Source organism: Streptomyces sp. NPDC040622 (genome assembly GCF_055593965.1).
Genome location: NZ_JBVIXD010000009.1, coordinates 67739 through 86995, shown reverse-complemented (window position 1 = coordinate 86995; position 19257 = coordinate 67739). Strand labels below are relative to the sequence as shown.

The 19257-nt window shown below is 72.0% G+C and carries 16 protein-coding genes and 1 other RNA gene; 3 read left to right on the top strand and 14 right to left on the bottom strand.

Features of this window, described 5'->3' with window-relative positions; all coding sequences use genetic code 11:
* Positions 1-129 precede the first annotated feature (129 nt).
* Positions 130-771, bottom strand: a complete 642-nt coding sequence (locus ACZ592_RS25980; RefSeq protein ID WP_471584045.1) for a MarR family winged helix-turn-helix transcriptional regulator — start codon at positions 769-771, stop codon at positions 130-132.
* 129 nt (positions 772-900) lie between these two features.
* Here ACZ592_RS25980 and ACZ592_RS25975 point away from each other — a divergent pair, with 129 nt between their 5' ends.
* Together ACZ592_RS25975 and ACZ592_RS25970 are read left to right on the top strand one after the other, a co-directional pair.
* Entirely contained in the window at positions 901-1974 is a 1074-nt protein-coding gene (locus tag ACZ592_RS25975; protein ID WP_471584044.1) for an EamA family transporter, read from the top strand.
* A 107-nt stretch (positions 1975-2081) separates the two neighbouring features.
* Entirely contained in the window at positions 2082-2729 is a 648-nt protein-coding gene (locus ACZ592_RS25970; RefSeq protein ID WP_471584043.1) for an NAD(P)-dependent oxidoreductase, read from the top strand.
* Positions 2730-2856: 127 nt separating this feature from the next.
* Here the strand turns inward: ACZ592_RS25970 and ACZ592_RS25965 are convergent, their stop codons facing one another.
* The 6 genes from ACZ592_RS25965 to ACZ592_RS25940 all read right to left on the bottom strand — a co-directional run bounded on the left by ACZ592_RS25965 (position 2857) and on the right by ACZ592_RS25940 (position 10795).
* Positions 2857-3423, bottom strand: a complete 567-nt coding sequence (locus ACZ592_RS25965) for a DinB family protein (RefSeq protein ID WP_471584042.1) — start codon at positions 3421-3423, stop codon at positions 2857-2859.
* 309 nt (positions 3424-3732) lie between these two features.
* Positions 3733-4332, bottom strand: a complete 600-nt coding sequence (locus tag ACZ592_RS25960; RefSeq protein ID WP_471584041.1) for a hypothetical protein — start codon at positions 4330-4332, stop codon at positions 3733-3735.
* 503 nt (positions 4333-4835) lie between these two features.
* Positions 4836-6068 carry an acyltransferase family protein gene (locus tag ACZ592_RS25955; RefSeq protein ID WP_471584040.1) on the bottom strand — a complete coding sequence of 411 codons (1233 nt, stop codon included), beginning with the start codon at positions 6066-6068 and terminating at the stop codon, positions 4836-4838.
* Positions 6069-6229: 161 nt separating this feature from the next.
* Positions 6230-8305, bottom strand: a complete 2076-nt coding sequence (locus tag ACZ592_RS25950) for a polysaccharide deacetylase family protein (RefSeq protein ID WP_471584389.1) — start codon at positions 8303-8305, stop codon at positions 6230-6232.
* 512 nt (positions 8306-8817) lie between these two features.
* Positions 8818-9567, bottom strand: a complete 750-nt coding sequence (locus tag ACZ592_RS25945) for a hypothetical protein (RefSeq protein ID WP_471584039.1) — start codon at positions 9565-9567, stop codon at positions 8818-8820.
* Between the two features lie 241 nt (positions 9568-9808).
* Positions 9809-10795, bottom strand: a complete 987-nt coding sequence (locus ACZ592_RS25940; protein ID WP_471584038.1) for a LysR family transcriptional regulator — start codon at positions 10793-10795, stop codon at positions 9809-9811.
* Positions 10796-11042: 247 nt separating this feature from the next.
* Here ACZ592_RS25940 and ACZ592_RS25935 point away from each other — a divergent pair, with 247 nt between their 5' ends.
* On the top strand, positions 11043-12302 hold the full coding sequence (locus tag ACZ592_RS25935; RefSeq protein WP_471584037.1) for an MFS transporter: 1260 nt from the start codon (positions 11043-11045) through the stop codon (positions 12300-12302).
* Here ACZ592_RS25935 and dacB read toward each other — a convergent pair.
* From dacB to ftsX, 7 genes are all read right to left on the bottom strand, one after another.
* Positions 12223-13785, bottom strand: a complete 1563-nt coding sequence (gene dacB / locus ACZ592_RS25930; RefSeq protein ID WP_471584388.1) for a D-alanyl-D-alanine carboxypeptidase/D-alanyl-D-alanine endopeptidase — start codon at positions 13783-13785, stop codon at positions 12223-12225. The two genes, ACZ592_RS25935 and dacB, sit on opposite strands and share 80 nt — an antisense overlap.
* Positions 13786-14657: 872 nt before the next feature.
* The gene (locus ACZ592_RS25925; RefSeq protein ID WP_471584036.1) at positions 14658-15482 is read right to left on the bottom strand and encodes a collagen-like domain-containing protein; all 825 of its coding nucleotides are present in this window, start codon (positions 15480-15482) and stop codon (positions 14658-14660) included.
* The gene (locus ACZ592_RS25920) at positions 15479-15751 is read right to left on the bottom strand and encodes a hypothetical protein (protein ID WP_471584035.1); all 273 of its coding nucleotides are present in this window, start codon (positions 15749-15751) and stop codon (positions 15479-15481) included. Before ACZ592_RS25920 ends, ACZ592_RS25925 begins: the two co-directional genes overlap by 4 nt.
* A 230-nt stretch (positions 15752-15981) precedes the next feature.
* Positions 15982-16370, bottom strand: a transfer-messenger RNA (tmRNA) gene (ssrA, locus tag ACZ592_RS25915).
* Positions 16371-16478: 108 nt separating this feature from the next.
* Entirely contained in the window at positions 16479-17000 is a 522-nt protein-coding gene (smpB, locus tag ACZ592_RS25910; protein ID WP_471584034.1) for an SsrA-binding protein SmpB, read from the bottom strand.
* An 18-nt stretch (positions 17001-17018) separates the two neighbouring features.
* Positions 17019-18215, bottom strand: a complete 1197-nt coding sequence (locus ACZ592_RS25905; protein ID WP_471584033.1) for a S41 family peptidase — start codon at positions 18213-18215, stop codon at positions 17019-17021.
* Positions 18216-18293: 78 nt separating this feature from the next.
* On the bottom strand, positions 18294-19211 hold the full coding sequence (ftsX, locus tag ACZ592_RS25900) for a permease-like cell division protein FtsX (protein ID WP_471584032.1): 918 nt from the start codon (positions 19209-19211) through the stop codon (positions 18294-18296).
* Positions 19212-19257: the final 46 nt, after the last annotated feature.

Below are 19257 nucleotides of genomic sequence, written 5' to 3'. Positions count from 1 at the left end.
AAGTGCCACGAGGTGAGGTCGCGCGCACATGCCCGTTCACGCCCCGCGTTAGCAACGCGCCACCCGAGGCCCGCACTCGACCCGACACCCGAACCCACACTCCGAACCCCACACCCCGCCCCCCGCACCTCACCCCAGATGCGTGTCCCCCAACGACACCAGCAGCCGCCGCAGCACACCGTCGACGGCCGCGCGATCCTCCGGGGACAGCGCCGCCAACATGCGTTCCTCGTTCTCGATGTGGTCGACCACCGCGCGGTCGACCATGTCGAGGCCCGCATCGGTGAGGCGGACGCGGATGGCCCGGCGGTCGACGGGGTCGGGGCGGCGTTCGATCAGACCCTTGCGTTCCAGCTTGTCTAGGCGGTTGGTGATGGCACCCGAGGTCACCATCGCGGTCTTCAGCAGGCCGCCCGCGGTGAGTTCGTGCGGGGCGCCGACGCGGCGCAGCGTGGCGAGGACGTCGAACTCCGCGAACTCCAGGCCGTACTCCGTGAAGACCCGCTTCATGCCCTTGCTCAACAGGTGGTCGGCACGCTTGATGCGGCCCACCAGGGCCATCGCGTCCAGGTGGGCGAGATCGAGGTCCGGGCGCTCGCGGCGCCACTGGGCCCGCAGTTCATCGATGGCGTCGGCGGGGTCGGCGGGGTCAGCGGAGTCGGCGCCGCCACCGGGCAGCCCCCCTGAGTCCTCCCCCCGCCGCTTCGCCTTCGGCTCCAGGTCCGCCGCCCTCTGATCCGCAACCCTTTGCCCCGCCCTCTGATCCGCCATGTCTCCGCTCCTTCCGCACCGGCACCAGATCTCTCAACGTTCAGATACTTGACGTTCGCAGACCCAGGCCCCATATTTATCTCAACGTTGAGAATAACAGCGTTCAGGGGAACAGCGAGGGGGAGCGACATGTCCATCACCGACACCGCAAGGACCAGCACCACAGGGCTCAGCACCGCAGGAACCGATACCGCGGGAACCAGCATCACGGGGATCGGCACCACGGGGACCGGCACCACAGAGACCGGCCCCGCAGGAACCGGCACCCCACGGGGCACCATGCGCAGCGCCACGCACAGCTCCGCTCCCCCGGCACCCCGCACCTCCGCCAAAGCCGCCGCAGGCATCGCCGCACTCGCCGCCATCGGCCCCGCCACCTGGGGTACCACCTACGTCACGACCACCGAACTCCTGCCCCCCGACCGCCCGTTGCTCGCCGCGGCGCTGCGCGCGCTGCCCGCCGGCCTCATCCTGCTCGCCCTCACCCGGCGTCTGCCACGCGGCGACTGGTGGTGGAAGGCGGCCGTGCTCGGGGTGCTCAACTTCGGGGCGTTCTTCCCGCTCCTCTTCTTCGGCGCCTACCGGCTGCCCGGCGGCGTCGCCTCGACGATCAGCGCGGTCATGCCGCTGCTCGTGGCCGGGTTCGGCATCGGCGTACTGAAGGTGCGGCCCACCCGTCGTACGTTGATCGCGGGTCTTGTCGGAGTCGTCGGCGTCGCCCTGCTGGTCCTGCGCGGCAGCGCCTCCGTCGACCTCGCGGGGATCCTCGCCATGCTGGCGGCCACGACGTTGATGGCGCTGGCCGTGGTGCTCAGCAAGCGGTGGGGGCGCCCCGAGGGCGTCTCGCTGCTCGCCCTCACCGGGTGGCAACTCACCGCGGGCGGCGTGGTACTGGCCCCCATCGCCCTCACCGCGGAGGGCCTGCCGGACCACTTCACCGGCGCCAACGTCGCCGGGTACGCCTACCTCGGCATCATCGGCACGGCCCTCGCGTACGCCCTGTGGTTCCGCGGCATCGAGCGCCTCCCCGCCTCCTCCGTGTCCTTCCTCGGCCTGACCAATCCGGTCGTCGCCACACTGGCCGGCCTGCTGCTCCTGGGCCAGACCCTCACCGTCTGGCAGGTCGGCGGACTGATCCTGGTCCTGTCGAGCGTGCTGCTCGGCCAACTGGGACAGAGCCGCCGCGGGACGCGCGGGGCGTAGCACCCGACGCACTCAAGCCACCCACACACGCAGCCGCACACGCGGCCGCACACGCAGCCACACCCACGCAGCCACACCCACACGCACACCCCAGGGAGCCATCCACCATGCGCATCACCATCTTCGGAGCAGCCGGAAACGCAGGCAGCCGCGTCGTCACCGAAGCCCTCGCACGCGGCCACGAAGTCACCGCCGTCGTCCGCGACACGTCCCGCTTCGCCGCGCTCGATCCGGCGGCCACGCACCGCGTCGGCGATGCCGGAAACCCGGCCGACGTAACGGAGTTGAGCAAGGGCCAGGACCTCGTCGTCAACGCGACCAGACCCGCGCCCGGCCGCGAACAGGACCACCCCGCCATCTCCCGGGCGCTGCTGTCCGGCCTGGCCCGCACCGACGGCGTCCGCCTGATCGTCATCGGCGGCGCGGGCAGCCTGACGGTCCCCGGCACGGAGGGGGTTCTCGCCATCGACGAGCCGAGGTACGTGCCCGCTGCCTGGCGGCACATCGCCGAGGCGTCCAACGCGCAGTACGACGTGCTCCGTACGTCGGACACGGCCGTGTCCTGGACCTACCTGAGCCCGGCGGCGCTCTTCGAACCGGGCGTCCGCACGGGCGAGTTCCGCCTGGCGAAGGACGAACTCCTGGTGGCCCCCGACGGCAGCTCCGCCATCTCGATGGAGGACCTGGCGGTGGCGCTCCTGGACGAGGCGGAGAACCCGAGGCACCACAGGGCGCGTTTCAGCGTCGGGTACTGAGGCGGGCGGGGCCCGGTGCCGGATCCGGGGCCGGGGGTGCGGGAGCCGACCACTGTCGCCCTCCGCACCCACCCATCACTGCCGGCCCCCGCATCCACCCGCCACTGCCGGCCCCCGCATCCACCCGTCACTGGCCCACTCGCCCGTCGACGCACTCGCGCAACAGATCGGCGTGCCCGCAGTGCCGGGCGTACTCCTCGATCCGGTGCACCATCAGCTCACGGACCGCGACCTTCTGCTTCCCCAGACGCTCGCCGAGATCCGGATGCGCGGCGATCGCGGCGTCGGTCGCGGCCTGCTCACGCTCCAGGTCGGCGTACGCGGCATCGACCTGGGCCTGATCGGCGACAGCCGCCAGGAAGTCCGCGTCCTTCTGGCCGTACAGCTTCGGCAACGGCTCCCCGTCAGTGATCCAGTTCTGCCAGTCCCGCTCGGCCTCGGCGAGATGCCGGACCAGCCCGAGCAGCGACATCGTCGACGGCGGCACCGACCGCCGCGCCAACTGCTCCGCGTCCAGCCCCTCGCACTTCATGCGCAACGTGAGCCGGTACCCCGCCAGAAAGTCCAACAGCGTGGCGACCTCACCGTCCGGACTGGCGTCGTTGTTACGCGGATCACTGTCCGGATCGACCCACATGTCGGAGTACACGGTCGCCTCGGTCCACCGCATGGGTTGCTCACTCATGCGCGCCATCTTCAACCGCGCGTGCCCCCGCCGCCAGCGGATTACTTCCTGGCCCCGCTCAGCCGCCGCCGTACTCACTCCCCTTGGTCGCGGTCGTGGTCGTGGTCGCGGAAGCCCTCCACACAGCCGGACACCTTGGAGACATACGCGGAAGCCGCTGCGGACGCGTCCAGCCACACCGCCCACGCAAAGGCGGCCGGCCACCGCCCAAGTGCGATGTCCGGCCGCCCCCGCGGCCCCCCGCGTCCCCCGCGTCCCGCCAACGGCTCGACGTGTCTCAACGCGCCCCCACGCGTCCCGACACACCTCGTCCGCGGGCTACTTGCCCTCGAACTTCCAGATCACCGGCTCGCCGTCTTCCTTCGTGGCCCAGTGGACCTCGATGGACTTCGAGCCCGTCGGGATCAGGTACGTCTCGCAGAGCACGTGGCTCTCGCCCTTCTTCCAGCCTTCGAGGTCCAGCTTGTCCTCGCAGCCGGGGGCGTCCTCGGCCGCACCGATGAGCAGGCCGCCGCGGGTGCCGTCCGCGTAGATCTCCGTGGTGTCCGCCACGTCCGGGGTGTCCGTGAGCGGGGCGCCGCCCTTGTGCGTGTACTTGATGTGCGCGGTCGCGGCGACCAGGCCCTTCGCCCGCTTGGGGTCCGAGACCAGCTTCTTGGTCTCCGCCTCCGTGCCCACGTCGACCTTCTCGGCGGCGACGCCGTAGGTGACGGCGGCGTCGCCCTCCTTCACCTTGCCCGTGGTGCTCTCGCCGGCCGACAGCGCGGCGGGCTCCTTGGGCTTGTTCTGGGACGTGGACGTGTCGCCCTTCGACGTGTCCTCCGACTTCTTGTCGTCACCGCCTCCGCAGGCGGTCAGCGCGAGGGCGAGCACGGCGACGGGCGCGGCGACGCGCAACGAGGTCTTCCTGTGAAGCAAAGGGATCTCCTGGCAGAAATGGGCCCGCCGCGCAGCAGGTTCGTCCGGTGCGCACGGCGGGAAGAGCCGTCAGCTTAGGAGTCGGCTACGGTGCGCGTCGAGGCCGTTACGGCCCATCACGCACGCCCATTGGCGAATGCAATGCATCACGGGCGCGCGCTGTAATTCGCCTCTTGCTGTCTCTTGCCGCTTGGGGTTTGCGACATCCTCACCATGCGCGACATCCCTTCACCAGAGCGAACAGAACGAGCTGCGCGGCCTTCGCGACGGGGCGGCGGGCAGCCCCGAACGCACCCATTTACAGCGGCATTTCAGCTGATCACGGACGTCTGCTCGTACGTAACAGTCGCGCAACGCATTGGCCTGCTCACCGGCATCACCGGCACCCCGACGACCGCCCCCTTCGCTACTGGGACTCCGCGAAGAGCGTCGCAGGGGCGAGGACCGCCAGGGATGCGAGGGACGAGGGGCGAGGGGGGGGCGAGGGGCGAGGGCGAAGGCTCTCAGGGGCGCGCTGTCGCCCGTCGCCCTCGGCCCTTCCTCCGCGCCCCGTCCGGCCACAGCCTCGGCCGCCGCCGCGCCGCCAGGTCCTCGACCCAGCCCACGGCCACCACCATCAGCCCGATCAACGGCCAGACCAGCAAGGTCATCCACAGCATGTACGTGGTGTCGAGCGCGGAGCTCCAGGTCTCGTCCGCCATGAACGGCAGGTCGTACGCCATGTCGATGATCGGCACCGTCGCCATGATCAGGAAGTTGTGCCAGAGGTAGATCGTGACCGCCCTGTTGTTGGAGAGCGTCACCAGCCTGTCCCACTTCGCGAGTCTGCCCGGCAGTTCCTGCCACGACGGCGCGTACTGGAGGAGGATGACGACGAAACCGAAGGACCAGGTGGCCTGCGCCAACGGGATGTCGTTCAGGTCCCAGCCGTCCGGGCCCAGATGGCCCGACGCCCACCACAGGCCGAACGCCATGACGATGGCCGCGCCCGACACCGCCAGGTAGCGGGGGACCCGTGCCAGCAGGCCGTCCCGGTGCGCGAACCCCAGGATCCAGCAGCTGCCGTACACCGCGAAGTCGGAGACCGCGTTCCCCGTCTCGCCGGGGATCGTGACGAGTCCCGTGCCGACCACCGAGGTCAGCGCGAGCGGGGCGAACAGCGTCACCCGCGGGAGCCTGCGGAAGGCGCGCAGCAGCAAGGGCGAGGCGATCACGAACCACAGGTACGCGCGGATGTACCAGAGCGGGCCCACCGCCTGATCCGACCAGGTGTCCTCCAGGAGACCCGCCGGGTCGCCCAGGTTCCAGGGGTAGGGCGGCGCCCCCAACGGGAACACGTAGTTGGCCATCGACAGCAGACCCCAGGTGCCCTGGTGGTCGGGGTCCTCGGAGACGTTCCAGCCGCCGGTGAAGAGCAGGACGAGCGCCACCGCGCTGAACACCCACATGGGAGGCAGCAGTCGGCGGATGCGGCCCCTGATGACGCCCCAGGCCGGACGCTTCAGCGAGCGCGCCATCAGCGAGCCAGCGAGCGCGAACATCACGCCCATGGAGGGGAACAGGATCGTCAGCCACGCCCAGCCGAACAGGTGGTAGGCGACGACCCTGACCAGCGCGAGCGAGCGCAGCACGTCCAGGTAGCGGTCGCGGGCGGGCGGCTCGGGGGGAGCAGCGGCAGGGGCCGGAGCCGGAGCCCGCCCCGGGACAGGCAGGGCGGGAGGTACCTGTGGGGACACCGGCGGAGACGTCGGCAGAGGCACCGACGGAGACGCCGACGGGGGCACCGGCGGAGGCACCGGCGGAGGCACCGGCAGCGATCCCGACCCACGGTCCGCCGCCCCCGTGACGCGGCCCGACCCACCCGGCGCACCCGGCGCACCCGGCACATAGCTCTCACTCATCCCACAGGCCTCCGCTCGTGTCCGCCCGTCCGCCGGAGCGGGATGGAGCCGGGCGCCTCCACCACTCCCGTGCGCCGGAGCTTCTGCCAGCGAAGGCGGCCTCCGGTGAGGGCGGTGATCCAGGACTGCAGCAGCACGACGTACATCAACTGCCGGTAGAGGACCTGCTGGAGGGGCAGCGAGATCAGATGGGTCATGCGTTCGCGGTCCAGGCGGAAGGCGTACGCCGCGCAGACCGCCTGCACGGCGAGGACCCCGAGCCAGGCGGCGACGGTCTTCAGGGTGGGGCCGAAGACCAGGCCGTACAGGAGGAACACGTCGATGAGGGGGGCCAGGAGCGGCGCGAGGACCATGAACAGCGAGACCAGCGGAAGTCCCACGCGGCCGAAGCGGCCCGAGGGGCCGGAGTCGACGAGCGCGCCCCGGTGCTTCCAGATCGCCTGCATCGTGCCGTACGACCAGCGGTAGCGCTGGGACCACAGCTGCTGGACCGACTCCGGGGCCTCGGTCCAGGCGCGCGCCTTCTCCGCGTACACGACCCGCCAGCCGTCCCGGTGCAGCGCCATCGTGATGTCGGTGTCCTCGGCGAGCGTGTCGTCGCTCATGCCGCCGACCCGCTCCAGCGCGGAGCGCCGGAACGCGCCGACCGCGCCCGGGATCGTCGGCATGCAGCGCAGCATGTCGTACATCCGGCGGTCGAGGTTGAAGCCCATGACGTACTCGATGTGCTGCCAGGCGCCGATGAGCGAGTCCCTGTTGCCGACCTTCGCGTTGCCCGCGACGGCGCCCACGCGCGCGTCGCCGAAGGGCTGCACGAGTTCGCGGACGGTGGACTCCTCGAAGACGGTGTCGCCGTCCATCATCACGATGAGGTCGTACCGGGCATTGGCCATGCCCCGGTTGAGGGCGGCGGGCTTGCCCGCGTTCAGCTGGCGCACGACGCGCACGTCCGGCAGGCACAGGCCCTCGACGATGAGTGCCGTACCGTCCGACGACCCGTCGTCGATGACGACGACCTCGATCGGGTGGTCGCTCGCCATGAGGGAACGGACCGTCGCCTCGATGCACTTGGCCTCGTTGTACGCCGGGACCAGGACCGAGACCGGCTCGGTGACCGGCGGGCCCCGGCGGAAGTCCGGCCGCCGCACCCGGCGCGCGTGCACCGCGGAGAGCAGCAGCATCAGGCCGAAGCGGGTGAGGACGAGGACGCCGATGACGGCGAGCGCCACGACGAGACCGTCGGTGAGGTGTTCGGAGACGCCGACCAGGAAGACCCAGGCGTTGCCCTTCCACAGCTCGACGCCGGTCACCTCGGTGTGGGCGCTCGGCGCGTCCAGGGCCTCCGTGAGGTTGTCGAACGTGTAGCCCTTCTTCCGCAGGTCGGGCAGGAAGCGGTCGAGCGCGGCGACGGTCTGGGAACGGTCGCCGCCGGAGTCGTGCATGAGGACGACGGCGCCCTCTCCGCCCCGGGGCGTGGCCCGGCGGATGATCTCCTCGACGCCGGGACGCTTCCAGTCCTCGCTGTCGGTGTCGTTGACGACGGTGAGGTAGCCGCGCCTGCCGACGGCCTTCGTCACGGGGTAGGACTTGTCGTCCATGGCGTCGGCGAACGAGGAGTACGGCGGGCGGAAGAGCGAGGTCCGGATGCCCGCCGCGCCGGCCAGGGCGAGCTGGTTCTGCGAGAGCTCCCAGTCGATGCGGCTCGCGGACCGGTAGGAGAGGTCGGGGTGGCCGAAGGTGTGCAGGCCGACCTCGTGACCCTCGTCCACCATGCGCCGGACCAGCTCGGGGTGGCGCGAGGCCATGGTGCCGGTGACGAAGAAGACGGCGTGGGCGTCGTACTCCTTCAGGACGTCGAGGACCTGGGGCGTCCACTTCGGGTCGGGGCCGTCGTCGAAGGTGAGGACGAGCCGGTGGTCGGGCACGCTCAGCGTGGTCTCGCGGCCGCCCCGGGTGTCGATGACGGGGCCGCCCTCCAGGATCTTCCCCGGTACGTGATCGGTGGGGGCGGGCGGTCTGACGCGGTGGTCGGCGAGGATCTCGCCGTGCACGTACCCGTGCAGCATGAGCATCGCGAGCAGCGCGACGAGGAACAGCGAGGGCAGCAGACAGCGCAGGGGCAGGCGACGCCGCCTCACGGGACCGGACGCCTTGCGGCGACCCCCGGTCCGGGGGGTCTGGGCTTGGTTGGCCCGGCTGGGCTGGACTTGGTTGGCCGGGCTGGGCTGGGCTTGGTTGATCTGGTGGCTCTCGGCGCGGCTGGTCCGGTGGTCGTGGGTGTGGCCGGCCCGGCTGGGCTGGGCTTGGCCGACCTGGTGGGGCTCGGCCTGACCGGTGGCGTGGGGCTCGGCCTGGCCGGTGGCGTGGGGCTCTGCGTGGTTGGCCCCCGCGCGATCCGAGCGGCTGGTCCCCACCCGACCGGAGTGATTGGGCCCCTCGCCGTCCGAGCAGTTGGTCCCCGCCCGACCCGAGTGATTGGCCCCCTCGCCGTCCGAGCGGTTGGTCCCCGCGTAATCCGAGCGGTTGGTCCCTGGGCGGTCCGAGCGGCCCCCGGTAGTACGGAAGTTCATCGCTGCGCGTCCTCCTAGGACGTCCTGGCGCCCGAGGAGGACGTCGTGGTGCCTGAGGAGGACCGCTCGATGTGCGAGGAGGACTGCTCGGCGGGAGGGGTGTAGCCGACGGGGACCTCGCCGCCGCCACCGGCTCCACCTGATCCGCCTGATCCGCCGGCTCCCCCGTCGGCGCCGGGTCCCGGGGGCGTCGTGGACGGTTCGACGGGCGGGTCGGTCGAATGCGTGGCGCCGGGTCCGGAGCCGGGGTCCGCGCCCGCCGTGCCGCCGGTCGTGGCCGGGTCGGGGCGGCCGCCGCCCGTGGGGCGCGGGCGCGGCTCGGACCTGCCGCCACCGGTCCCGGAGCCGGGTCCCGCGGAGGCGCCCGCTCCGCCCTCGCCGTCCGCGCTGCGGGCGGGGCCGGGCCTGCCGTCGTCGCTGTCGCTGCCGCCGGGGCGGGGCGTCGCCGCGGCGGCGTCCGTCGCGTCGGGTGACGCCGGGGTGCCGACCGGGGACGAGGGGTCGGCGGGGGCGGCCGCCGGGCCGCCCGGTGTGTCGACCTTGCTCGCCGGTCGGTCGTCCTTGGCGCCCGGCATGGGCAGCCAGGGCGCACTGGAGTTGCCCGAGAACAGGGTGCCGACGATGACTATCGCGTAGACCGCGCAGGCTATACCGACGAGCACTCCGGCTCTGCGGTACAGCCGGCCGCGGCGACCCGTCTCGTCGACGAAGACGGGGCCGTCGGCCCCGCCCTCCCGGCGGGGCTCGGCGGAGAGGTCCGCCATCTGCCGCCCCAGGCCGTCGATCTGAACGGTGACCTCGTTCGGATCATGAGTATGTCCTGGTAAGGCATCTTCTCGCCAAGTTTCCATGCGTACGCACAACCCCCACATAACGGACTTGGGTGCGCGTACGACCCCGGGCGCCCGCCGTACGGACCGGGCCCCCACCCGATCCGAGCGCTTCCCCCATCACACCGAACCCGGGCCACGAATGTGCCACGGGTGTGGCGGGCGAGGTGCGAAGTCAGTTCCGGCTCATCATGATGAGTGCATCTGTGGCAGGAACCCACCCATTCGGCGGTTTCCTCAGCCATCCTTCCTCCTCGGCAAGAACCGCGGCGGCCCTCCGCAGGGCGGTGACTCCCGGGTGCGCCAAGCCCTTTCGCCACACCAGCGATACGGGAGACAGCGGTACGGGGTCGACCAGCGGCCGCAGTTCCGCTCCCGGCATGGCCGGAAAGTCCACTACCGCGAGGACCGGATGCCGGTTCTTGGCCATGACGCGTTCGAACTCCTCGGCCCCGACGGCGAGCGGCGCGGGTGGCGCGATCCCGATGCCGCGCCCTTCGAAGAGCCGTCGCGCGAGGTCGGTCCACTCCTGGGTACGGGGGTTGCCCGCGCCCGCGTACACGGTCTCCCCCGCGAGCGCGTCCAGCGGCACCGCGTCGAACGCGGTCAGCGGGTGGCCCGTCGGCAGCAGCACCGCCATCGGCTCGTACCGCACGGGCTGGTGGGCGAGTCCCGCCCGCAACGCGGGACCGAGGCCCGCGAACCGCCCGAAGGAGGCGTCGAGCCGCCCGGCGATGATCTCGGCCGCGGAGCCGGTGAGGCCACTCTCGAAACGGGCCATCAGCTCACAGTCCGGGGCGAGTTCGCGCGCCCGGTCCAGGATGCGGCCGAAGACGAGCCCGGGGCTGTTCAGGTCGACGAGCAGCGGCCTGGCGGCGCCCGCGGCGGCCGCGACCAGGTCGTCCTGGGCCTCCAGGACGCGGCGCGCGTACGGCAACAGCCGCTCGCCGTCGGCGGTCAGCGCGACCTGCCGCGTGGAGCGTGCGAAGAGCTCGCCGCCCAACTCCCGCTCCAGGCGCCGGACATCGCGGCTCAGTGCCTGCTGTGCGACGTACAGGCGGGTGGCGGCGCGGGTGAAGTGCAGCTCCTCGGCGACCGTGACGAAGGCGCGCAGCAGCCGGGGGTCCACGTCACGGCGCGCGGCAGTGGATTCAGCGGTCATCGCAGGAACCTAACCCCCGGGGGTCCGCGGATCCACAACGGAAGTGCGTGAATGGGGGTCCGGAAGGTGTTGGACCCTTGCGGCCGCCCGCGGCGAGGCTGGCCCCATGCCGCATGACGCCCCCGCCGCGCCGGCCCACCAACCGGCCCACCAACCGGCCCGGTCCGCACCCTCCGACCCGGATGGCCTGCCGCCCCGCGGCACCCCGGACGACCCGCGCCCTCAACCGCCCCTCAACACACCCTCCATGCCGACCGGCGCGCTGCCCCGCAACCCCTACGCCCGCCTCTTCGCGATACCCGGCGCCACCGCCTTCACCGTGGGCAACCTCGTCGCCCGCCTTCCCATGGGCATGTTCAGCGTCAGCGCCGTCATCATGATCTCCGGGGCCCGCGGTTCGTACGCCCTGGCCGGCGCCGTCACCGCGACCGGCCTCGCGGCAACCGCCGTCGTGGCGCCCTGGACGGCGCGGCTCGTCGACCGGTACGGCCAGGCGCGCGTCGCCGTGCCCGCCGCCCTCTGCGCCGCGCTCGGCTCGCTCTCGCTGCTGCTGTGCGTGCGTTACGGAGCACCCGACTGGACGCTCTTCGCGTCGTACGCCGCCACCGCCACGACCCCGAACACGGGCGGCATGTCCCGGGCCCGCTGGGCGCATCTGCTCAAGGAGGACCAGCGGGCCGTGCACACCGCCAACTCCTTCGAACAGGCCGCCGACGAGCTCTGTTTCATGCTCGGGCCGGTCCTGGCCGCGTTCCTCTGCGGCACGCTCTTTCCCCAGGCGGGCACCCTGACCGGCGTGGTCCTGCTGGTGAGCGGCGTGCTCGTCTTCGCCGCCCAGCGCGCGACGGAACCCCCGCCCCAGGGGCGTACGGACGCCTCCGCAGGCACGTCGTCGCCGCTTCGCGCGCGCGGGATGCCCACCCTGCTGGCCGCGTTCCTCGCCACCGGGGCCGTCTTCGGCTCCCTCGAAGTCGTCACGATCGCCTTCGCCGACGACCGGGGGCACAAGGCCGCCTCGGGAGTGGTCCTCGCCCTTCAGGCGGCGGGCTCCTGCGCGGCCGGGCTCGTGTACGGCGCCGCGAAGCCCCGCGGGCCGCTCGGCCGCCGTCACCAGATGTGCGCCGCCGCGATGGCGGCCCTGATGACGCTGCCGCTGCTCGCGGTGGTGACCACAGGCTCCTTGCCCGCCCTCGCCGGGGCGCTGCTGATCGCGGGGATGGCGACGGCACCCACCATGGTCACGGGCATGACGCTGGTCCAGCACCGCACCCCCGAGGGGCGGTTGAACGAGGGCATGACCCTCGCCGTGACCGGCCTCCTCGGGGGCATCGCCTGCGGTGCGGCAGGCGGCGGCTGGGCGGTGGAGCACCTGGGCACCGCCGCGGGCTACGGGGTGCCGGTCGCCGCCGCCTGCTGTGCGCTGCTGCTCAGCAGCGTGCGGGCTTGCGCCAGGAGCACTCCAGGTCGCCGCCGTCCGCGTCGGCCGCGCGCGTCGAACGAGGCGTGACCGGGACGGCCTTGTCCTCGGTGGAGGAGGCGAGGGTCACCACGATGGCGTCCTCCAGCGCCTTCACCGATGAGGGCAGGTAGTTGTTGAGGATGATGCTGAAGACCAGCTCGCGTCCGCCCTTGTCCTTGACGTAGCCGGACAGCGCGGACGCACCCGTCAACGACCCCGTCTTGGCACGGACGTTGAGGGCCGCCGGGGTGCCGCACATCCGCGTGCGCAACGTGCCGCCCGCGAACTTGTCCGGCGCGCAGGCCACCGGCAGGGCGGCGTACCAGTCGCCGAACCACGGTTCGCCCTTCGCCGAGCGCAGCAGCTTGACGTACTGGTCGGCCGCGACGTTGTCCTTGCGCGAAAGCCCGGAGCCGTCGACCTGACGGATCTTGCCCGGATCCACGCCCGCGGTCTTCAGGTAGCCGCCGATCGCGGCGATTCCGTCGTCCCAACTCCCCGCCCGACCGGTCGCCTTGTACCCCATCGCCTTCGTCAGGCTCTCCGCGTGCATGTTGTTGGAGAGCTTCATGAACGGGACCAAGAGGTCCCCCAGCCGCATGGAGTCGTGCGAGGCGAGCTGCCGGGCACCCTTCGGGGTGGCGACGCCGGTCCGGGTGGACCCGCTCACCTTCACGCCGTGCGCGGCGAGCGCGTCGCGGAAGACGGCGGCCGCGTACCCGGTGGGCTCCCAGACGGTGACCCACTCCTTGGTGGTGTCCCCGCCGACGGGGACGGTGCCGCTGACGGCGATGGTGTTCTCGCCGTGCCGCCGCTCCACGGCGATGGTGTCGTCGCCGCCCGCGGCGACGGTGCTCGCGCGCAGGTCGATGTCCACGTAGTCGGTGTCCGGCGTCACCTTCACGCGCGGCTTGTCCCCGGCCCGCGCCCCCGGTCCGACCTCGACGATGACCGTCCCGGTGTCGTAGTCGGTGTCGGGAGCGACGCTCAGGGCACTGATCTGCGCCGCGTAGTACGAGGATTCGTCGTCGCCGCCCCACGTGTCGCCGATGCGCCGGGCGTCGAAGCGGGTGTCGTCGGCGACCAGCCGCCCCGCGACACGCCGGATCCCCGAGTCGGCGACCTTCGCCGCGAGTTGGTCGTAGTCCTTGGCGAGCGTCGTGGGATCGCCGGTGCCGCGCAGGTACAGGTCGCCCTTGAGGACGGAGCCGCGTCGCGGGGCGGCGGTGCGGACGTCGGTGGTGAAGCGGTGGTCGGGGCCGAGGAGTTCCATGGCGGCGGCCGAGGTGAGCAGCTTGGTGTTGGAGGCGGGCATCAGGCGCCCGCTTGAGCCGTGCTGGTAGAGGATGTCGCCGGACGCGGAGTCGGCGACCACGACACTGGCCGCGCCGCCCTCCATGCGCGGGTCGCCGAGGACGGCGTCGATGGCCTCGGGCAGCCCCGACCGGTCGGCGTCCGCCCCCGCCGGGGAGCCCGCGGAGAGCCCGGCCGCCGCGACGGCGAGCACGGCGGGCCAGATCCAGGGACGCATGCGGGTGTTGACGCGTGGCGCGGGCCGCGCGGGCCTCGTAGCTCTCACGGGTCTACTCATGAGCCAGGAGCATCCCCGACTCCGGCGCCCCGCGACAGACCCCACTCCGAACACGTACCCCTCCGAGTGGATCCGGCCCTCTCCTCCCCTCCCCTCCCCTCCCCGATCCCCTGGTCCGCCCACCGGCCGGTCACCCCGCGTCGTTGGGGCCGGCGACCGGGGCGGGGCCCGGAGGCCCGGAGGGCCGGGGGGCCGGGGGGTCCGGAGGCCCGGGGGCCCAGGGGATCCGGGGGATCCGGGGGATCCGGGGGATCCGGGGGATCCGGGGGATCCGGGGGATCCGGGGGATCCGGGGGATCCGGGGGCCCGGGGGATCCGGAGGCCCGGGGGCCCGGAGGCCCGGGAACCCCGGGGGCCCGGAGGCGCGGGAGGCCCGGAGGCCCGGGGAGCCCGGGGAGCCCAGGACCGCCGGTGCGGCAAAGCGGCCAGCAGGACCAGGGCCACGCGACGGCAGGCCAGGGCCAGGGGACGTCCGCAGGGAGTCCCGGCGAGTGGGATCCACCCACCGCCCAGCCGCCCACCCCACGGGCTGCAAGCCGGGACTACGGGGCACCCTGCAAGGCCGGGGCTGCCCAGGGGGGGGCTGCGCGGCCCTGCGCCGTTACGGCGACAGAGCAAAGCGTCGGGGTCGCCCCACGGGCAGACTCGGGCGGGCCCCGGAGGGCCGCCGCACCTACCCCGGCCAGTCACCCCGTGACACTCCACGCCCGGCCGACACGGCAACCGGCCGCGCACCGCAGCACCGCGGCACCGCAGCACCGCAGCACCGCAGCACCGGGAGAGCCAGCCCTCCGACCGGTCAACCCGACCGGTCACCCCGTGCCGCTCCCCGCCCACGCCGACGCGGGCTCCTCGCGCGCACCCCTGCGGCGGCGCGGCAGCGCAGCCAGCAGGGCCAGGGCCTGGGCGGGCTGTGAGGGGCCGCCGGCGTCGCGGCGGCAGACCAGGGCGTCGGGGTCGTTCGCCGGGGGCTGGAGGCGGTAGCCGTCGGGGCAGGTGGGGCCGGTGGCGCCCTGGTCGCCCTTCGCGCCCCGCTCGCCGGCCGGCCCGGCGGGACCGGCGGGACCGGCCGGCCCGGCGGGACCGACGGGCCCGACGGGACCCATCGCGCCGTCCGCGCCCGCCTGGCCGTCCGCGCCCGCCACGCCCGGCGGCCCCGTGGGACCGGCCGCGCCGGCCTGTCCTTCCGGCCCCTGGGGCCCGTCCGGGCCTGCCCCACCCGCGGGCCCCGTGGGTCCGGGCTCCCCGGGCGCGCCCGGCTCGCCGCCGGGCCCCTGCTGTCCGCCGCCGCCCGGTGCGCCCCTGTCCCCGGGCTTGCCGTCCGCGCCGCGCGAGCCCGGCGCCCCCGCGGGCACCTCGGCGCGGCCGCGCAGGTCGTCGACGGCGTCGGAGGGGTCCGGCGCGGCGGGGGTGTCGCCGTGCGCCTTGACCTGGGCGCGCAGGGTGCGCACGTCCCGGGCGAGGGTGGAGACCGCCTCGCCGCGCCGGTCCGCCTCGGCCGCGAACCGGTCGGCCCTGCGGTCCCCGGCGTCGATACGGGCCCACATGATCACCGCGACTCCGGAGAGCGCGACCAGGACGCAGACGAGGCATACGCTGCGCCAGCGGTGGGCCAGAAGTCGCTCCAGCTGGATCACCGCGTGCCTCCGAGCCGTTGGTTGTCGATGAGCAGTCGAGCGATCTCGCTCTGGTCATGGACGTGCAGGGCGTTCAACTCAGCCAATTTCGCATCGCGTTCGGCGACCTGCCGCTCCAGCCTGTCCCGCTCCATCTGGAGTTTCTCGGTCAGGTTCGTGAAGCCCGTCAGCGCGTTCTCACCGCGTTTGCCGAGATGCGCCACTGCGGCCGCGCCCAGAACGCCCAGGCAGGCGAGGACGGAGCCGAAGAGAGTGACGGTGGCATCCAAGCGACTGCCTCCTGCTTTTGCGTACTCGGCCCGGGCGATGCGCCGCCCCGCCGCGAACCTCCACTCGCTGGCAGTAACGACTCACCAGTCCCAAGGATGCGCCCATCCGGGCTCATTTCGGGACAACGCCCCCTCGGTCCTGGACCGTTGGCCGGGCGGGCCGACCTCGCCCGCAGACACGACAAAAGCCCCCCGGCCCAGGGCCGAGGGGCTTTCGCCTCACATGGGAATTGTGGAGATGGCGGGAATCGAACCCGCGTCCAACGGTGCAAAAGGAGGGCTTCTCCGAGCGCAGTTCGCTTCGATTTTCTCGGCCCCGGTGATCTCGCGAACAAGTCTCCGACGGGCCCAGTCACTGTTTGATTTCCCATCGAACCCCGTGACCGGGCTCGATGGTTTAGTTCCCTAGATTATGCCAGGATCCGGGTCGGGAACACTCCCGGGCTGACACCCATTAAGGGTCCTTCACTCACTGCTTATTAGGCAGCGAGGGCGAAGGACTGGGAATCGCTCTTAGAATTGGCGATTATTGGTTGCGACATATGGTTTACGAGATCATTGCCGCTTCCTCGGCTCGCTTCCCCTGCTTCGACATCCGCTGTCGAAACCGATCATCCCCATGTTTTTTTATCAATCCACGCCCCGGCTGTGCGGGGCAGTGCCCATCGTACGTGACCAACGCCCGACGGGGCCAGCCAATTCCCGCGCGCCCCTCCGGGCCTGCGGACTAGGCGCTGCGCTGACGCTTCTTGACCTCCGCGACCGCGCGGTTCGTCTCGCGCAGATCCTGCTTCTCCTTGAGCGTCTGGCGCTTGTCGTACTCCTTCTTGCCCTTGGCGAGCGCGATCTCCACCTTGACCCGGCTGTCCTTGAAGTACAGCGCGAGGGGCACGATCGTGTGACCCGTCTCCTGGGACTTGGACTCCAGCTTGTCGATCTCCGCCCGGTGCAGCAGCAGCTTGCGCTTGCGGGTGGCGGAGTGGTTGGTCCACGTGCCCTGGACGTACTCGGGGACGTGGATGTTGTGCAGCCACGCCTCGCCGTGGTCGATGTGCACGAAGCCGTCGACCAGGGACGCACGCCCCATCCGCAGCGACTTCACCTCGGTGCCCATGAGCACCAGGCCGCACTCGTAGGTGTCCAGGATGTGGTAGTCGTGCCGCGCCTTCTTGTTCTGCGCGACCATCTTCCGGGCAGGGGCCTTCTCGGCGGCCTTCGCGGCCTTGCGCTTTACCTTTTCCTTCGCCATAGTGCGGTCATTTTCGCACTACGAGGGGGGTCCGAGGCCAGTCAATACTGTCTCGGCCCGCTCTTCGGCCCCGTCCTCGGCCTCCAGGTCGGGCTTGATGCCCCGGCCGTCGACGGCACGCCCCGAGGGGGTGCGGTAGTGGCCGACGGTCAGTTCGGCGACGGAACCGTCGGGCAGGCGGCTCGGCATCTGGACCGACCCCTTGCCGAAGGTCCTGGACCCCACCACGACCGCGCGGCCGCGGTCCTGGAGGGCGCCCGTGAGGAGCTCGGCCGCGCTCATGGTGCCGCCGTCGACCAGCGCGACCACCGGTCTGCCCGTGTCACCGCCCCGCTCGGCGTGGAGTGCCTTCTGCCGCCCGCGTACGTCGTACGTGGCGACGAGACCGCCGTCGACCAGGGCGGACGCGGCGGTGACCGCCTCCGAGACCAGGCCTCCGGAGTTCCCCCGCAGGTCGAGCAGGATCCCGGCGCCCTCGGGGGCCGTGCGCACCGCGGCCCGTACGGCCTCTCCGGAGCCCTTGGTGAAGGCGGCGACCCTTATCAGGACGGCGCCGTCGGGCAGGTCGGTGACCGTGACGGGGTCGGTGGAGAGATGGGCCCGGCGCAGCGTCTCGCGCCACGCGCGCGTGCCGCGCTCCACGCCGAGGACCACCGGGGTGCCCGCGCGCTCGCCGCGCAGCAGGGTGAGGACCTCCGTGACGGGCCGGCCGCCGACGCGCTCGCCGTCGACGGAGCGCAGCCGGTCGCCCTCGCGCAGCCCGGCCCGGTCGGCGGGCCCGTCCTTCTGGACCCGGGAGACCTCGATGCGGCCGTCGGCCGCGCGCCGGGCCCACAGGCCGACGCCCGTGTAGCCGCCGCCCAGCGCCTTCTCGAATTCCTGGTACTCCCCCGGCGAGTACACCGAGCCCCAGCGGTCCCCGCTGCGGCTGACGGCCTCTTCGGCGGCCTTCTTGCCGGACTTGCCGTCGGCCATCGCCTCGGCGGCGGCATCCGCGGCGGCGTCGGCCGTGTCGGCGTCGCCGTCCCGCGGGGCCACGGCGTCGGAACGCACCGTGGAGGGAGGGGTATTCCGGCCGTCGTCCGCGACCTCGCTCCAGGAGCCGGTGGCGGCTCCGGTGACGAGGACGCTCGCGAAGACCAACGTCAGGGTCGCCCCGCGGCGGATGCGGCGGGGCGAGGAGAACCGGTCGGCGAACCGGTCGAGGCCTGACATGACGGTGAGTCTAGGACAACGAAGGGCGCCGTACGGTGGGTTGAACCGCACGGCGCCCGGACACCCGGAGGGCTCTTGTCACACCTTCAGGTACTTGCGCAACGCGAAGAACGCGGCCAGCGCGGGCATCAGAAGGCCGATCGCGAGGACCAGCGGCAGCTTGGCGAGGACCGCGTCCCAGCCGATGAAGTTGATCAGGTTGATCTTCTCGGAGAGCTCGAGGCCGTGGTCGATCATGAAGTACCGCCCGACCAGGAGCATCCCGCAGGCGACGCCTCCGCCGATCAGGCCCGCGACGGCGGCCTCCATGATGAACGGCATCTGGATGTAGAAGCTGGAGGCGCCGACGAGCCGCATGATGCCCGTCTCCCGTCTGCGGCTGAACGCCGAGACGCGCACGGTGTTGACGATCAGCATCAGCGCGACGACGAGCATCAGCGCCATCACCGCCACGGCCGCCCAGTTCATGCCGTTCAGCAGCCCGAAGAGGTTGTCCAGATAGCCCTTCTGGTCCTGCACGGACTGCACGCCGTCACGTCCGGAGAAGGCGGTCGCGACGACCTGGTACTTCTCCGGGTCCTTCAGCTTGATGCGGTACGACTCCTGCATCTGGTCCGGCGTCAGCGAGCTGGACAGCGGCGAGTCGCCGAACTGCTCCTTGTAGTGCTTGTACGCCTCGTCCGCCGACTCGTGCGCGACCTTGTCCACGACGGGCATCTTCTTCAGATCGACGAGGATCTGGTCCTTCTGCTCGTTCGTGACGGCGCCCTTGGCGCACTTGGGGTCCTGCTCGGCGTCGGCCTTGTTGCACAGGAAGATCGAGACGTTGACCTTGTCGTACCAGTAGCCCTTCATCGTGCTCACCTGGTCACGCATGAGCAGCGAACCGCCGAACAGGGCGAGCGAAAGCGCTACGGAGACGATGACCGCGAAGGTCATCGTGAGATTTCGGCGGAGACCGACGCCGATCTCCGACAGGACGAACTGGGCGCGCATGGCGGCCTTTCAGTGGATCAGGTGGATCAGACGGTACGGGCGAGAC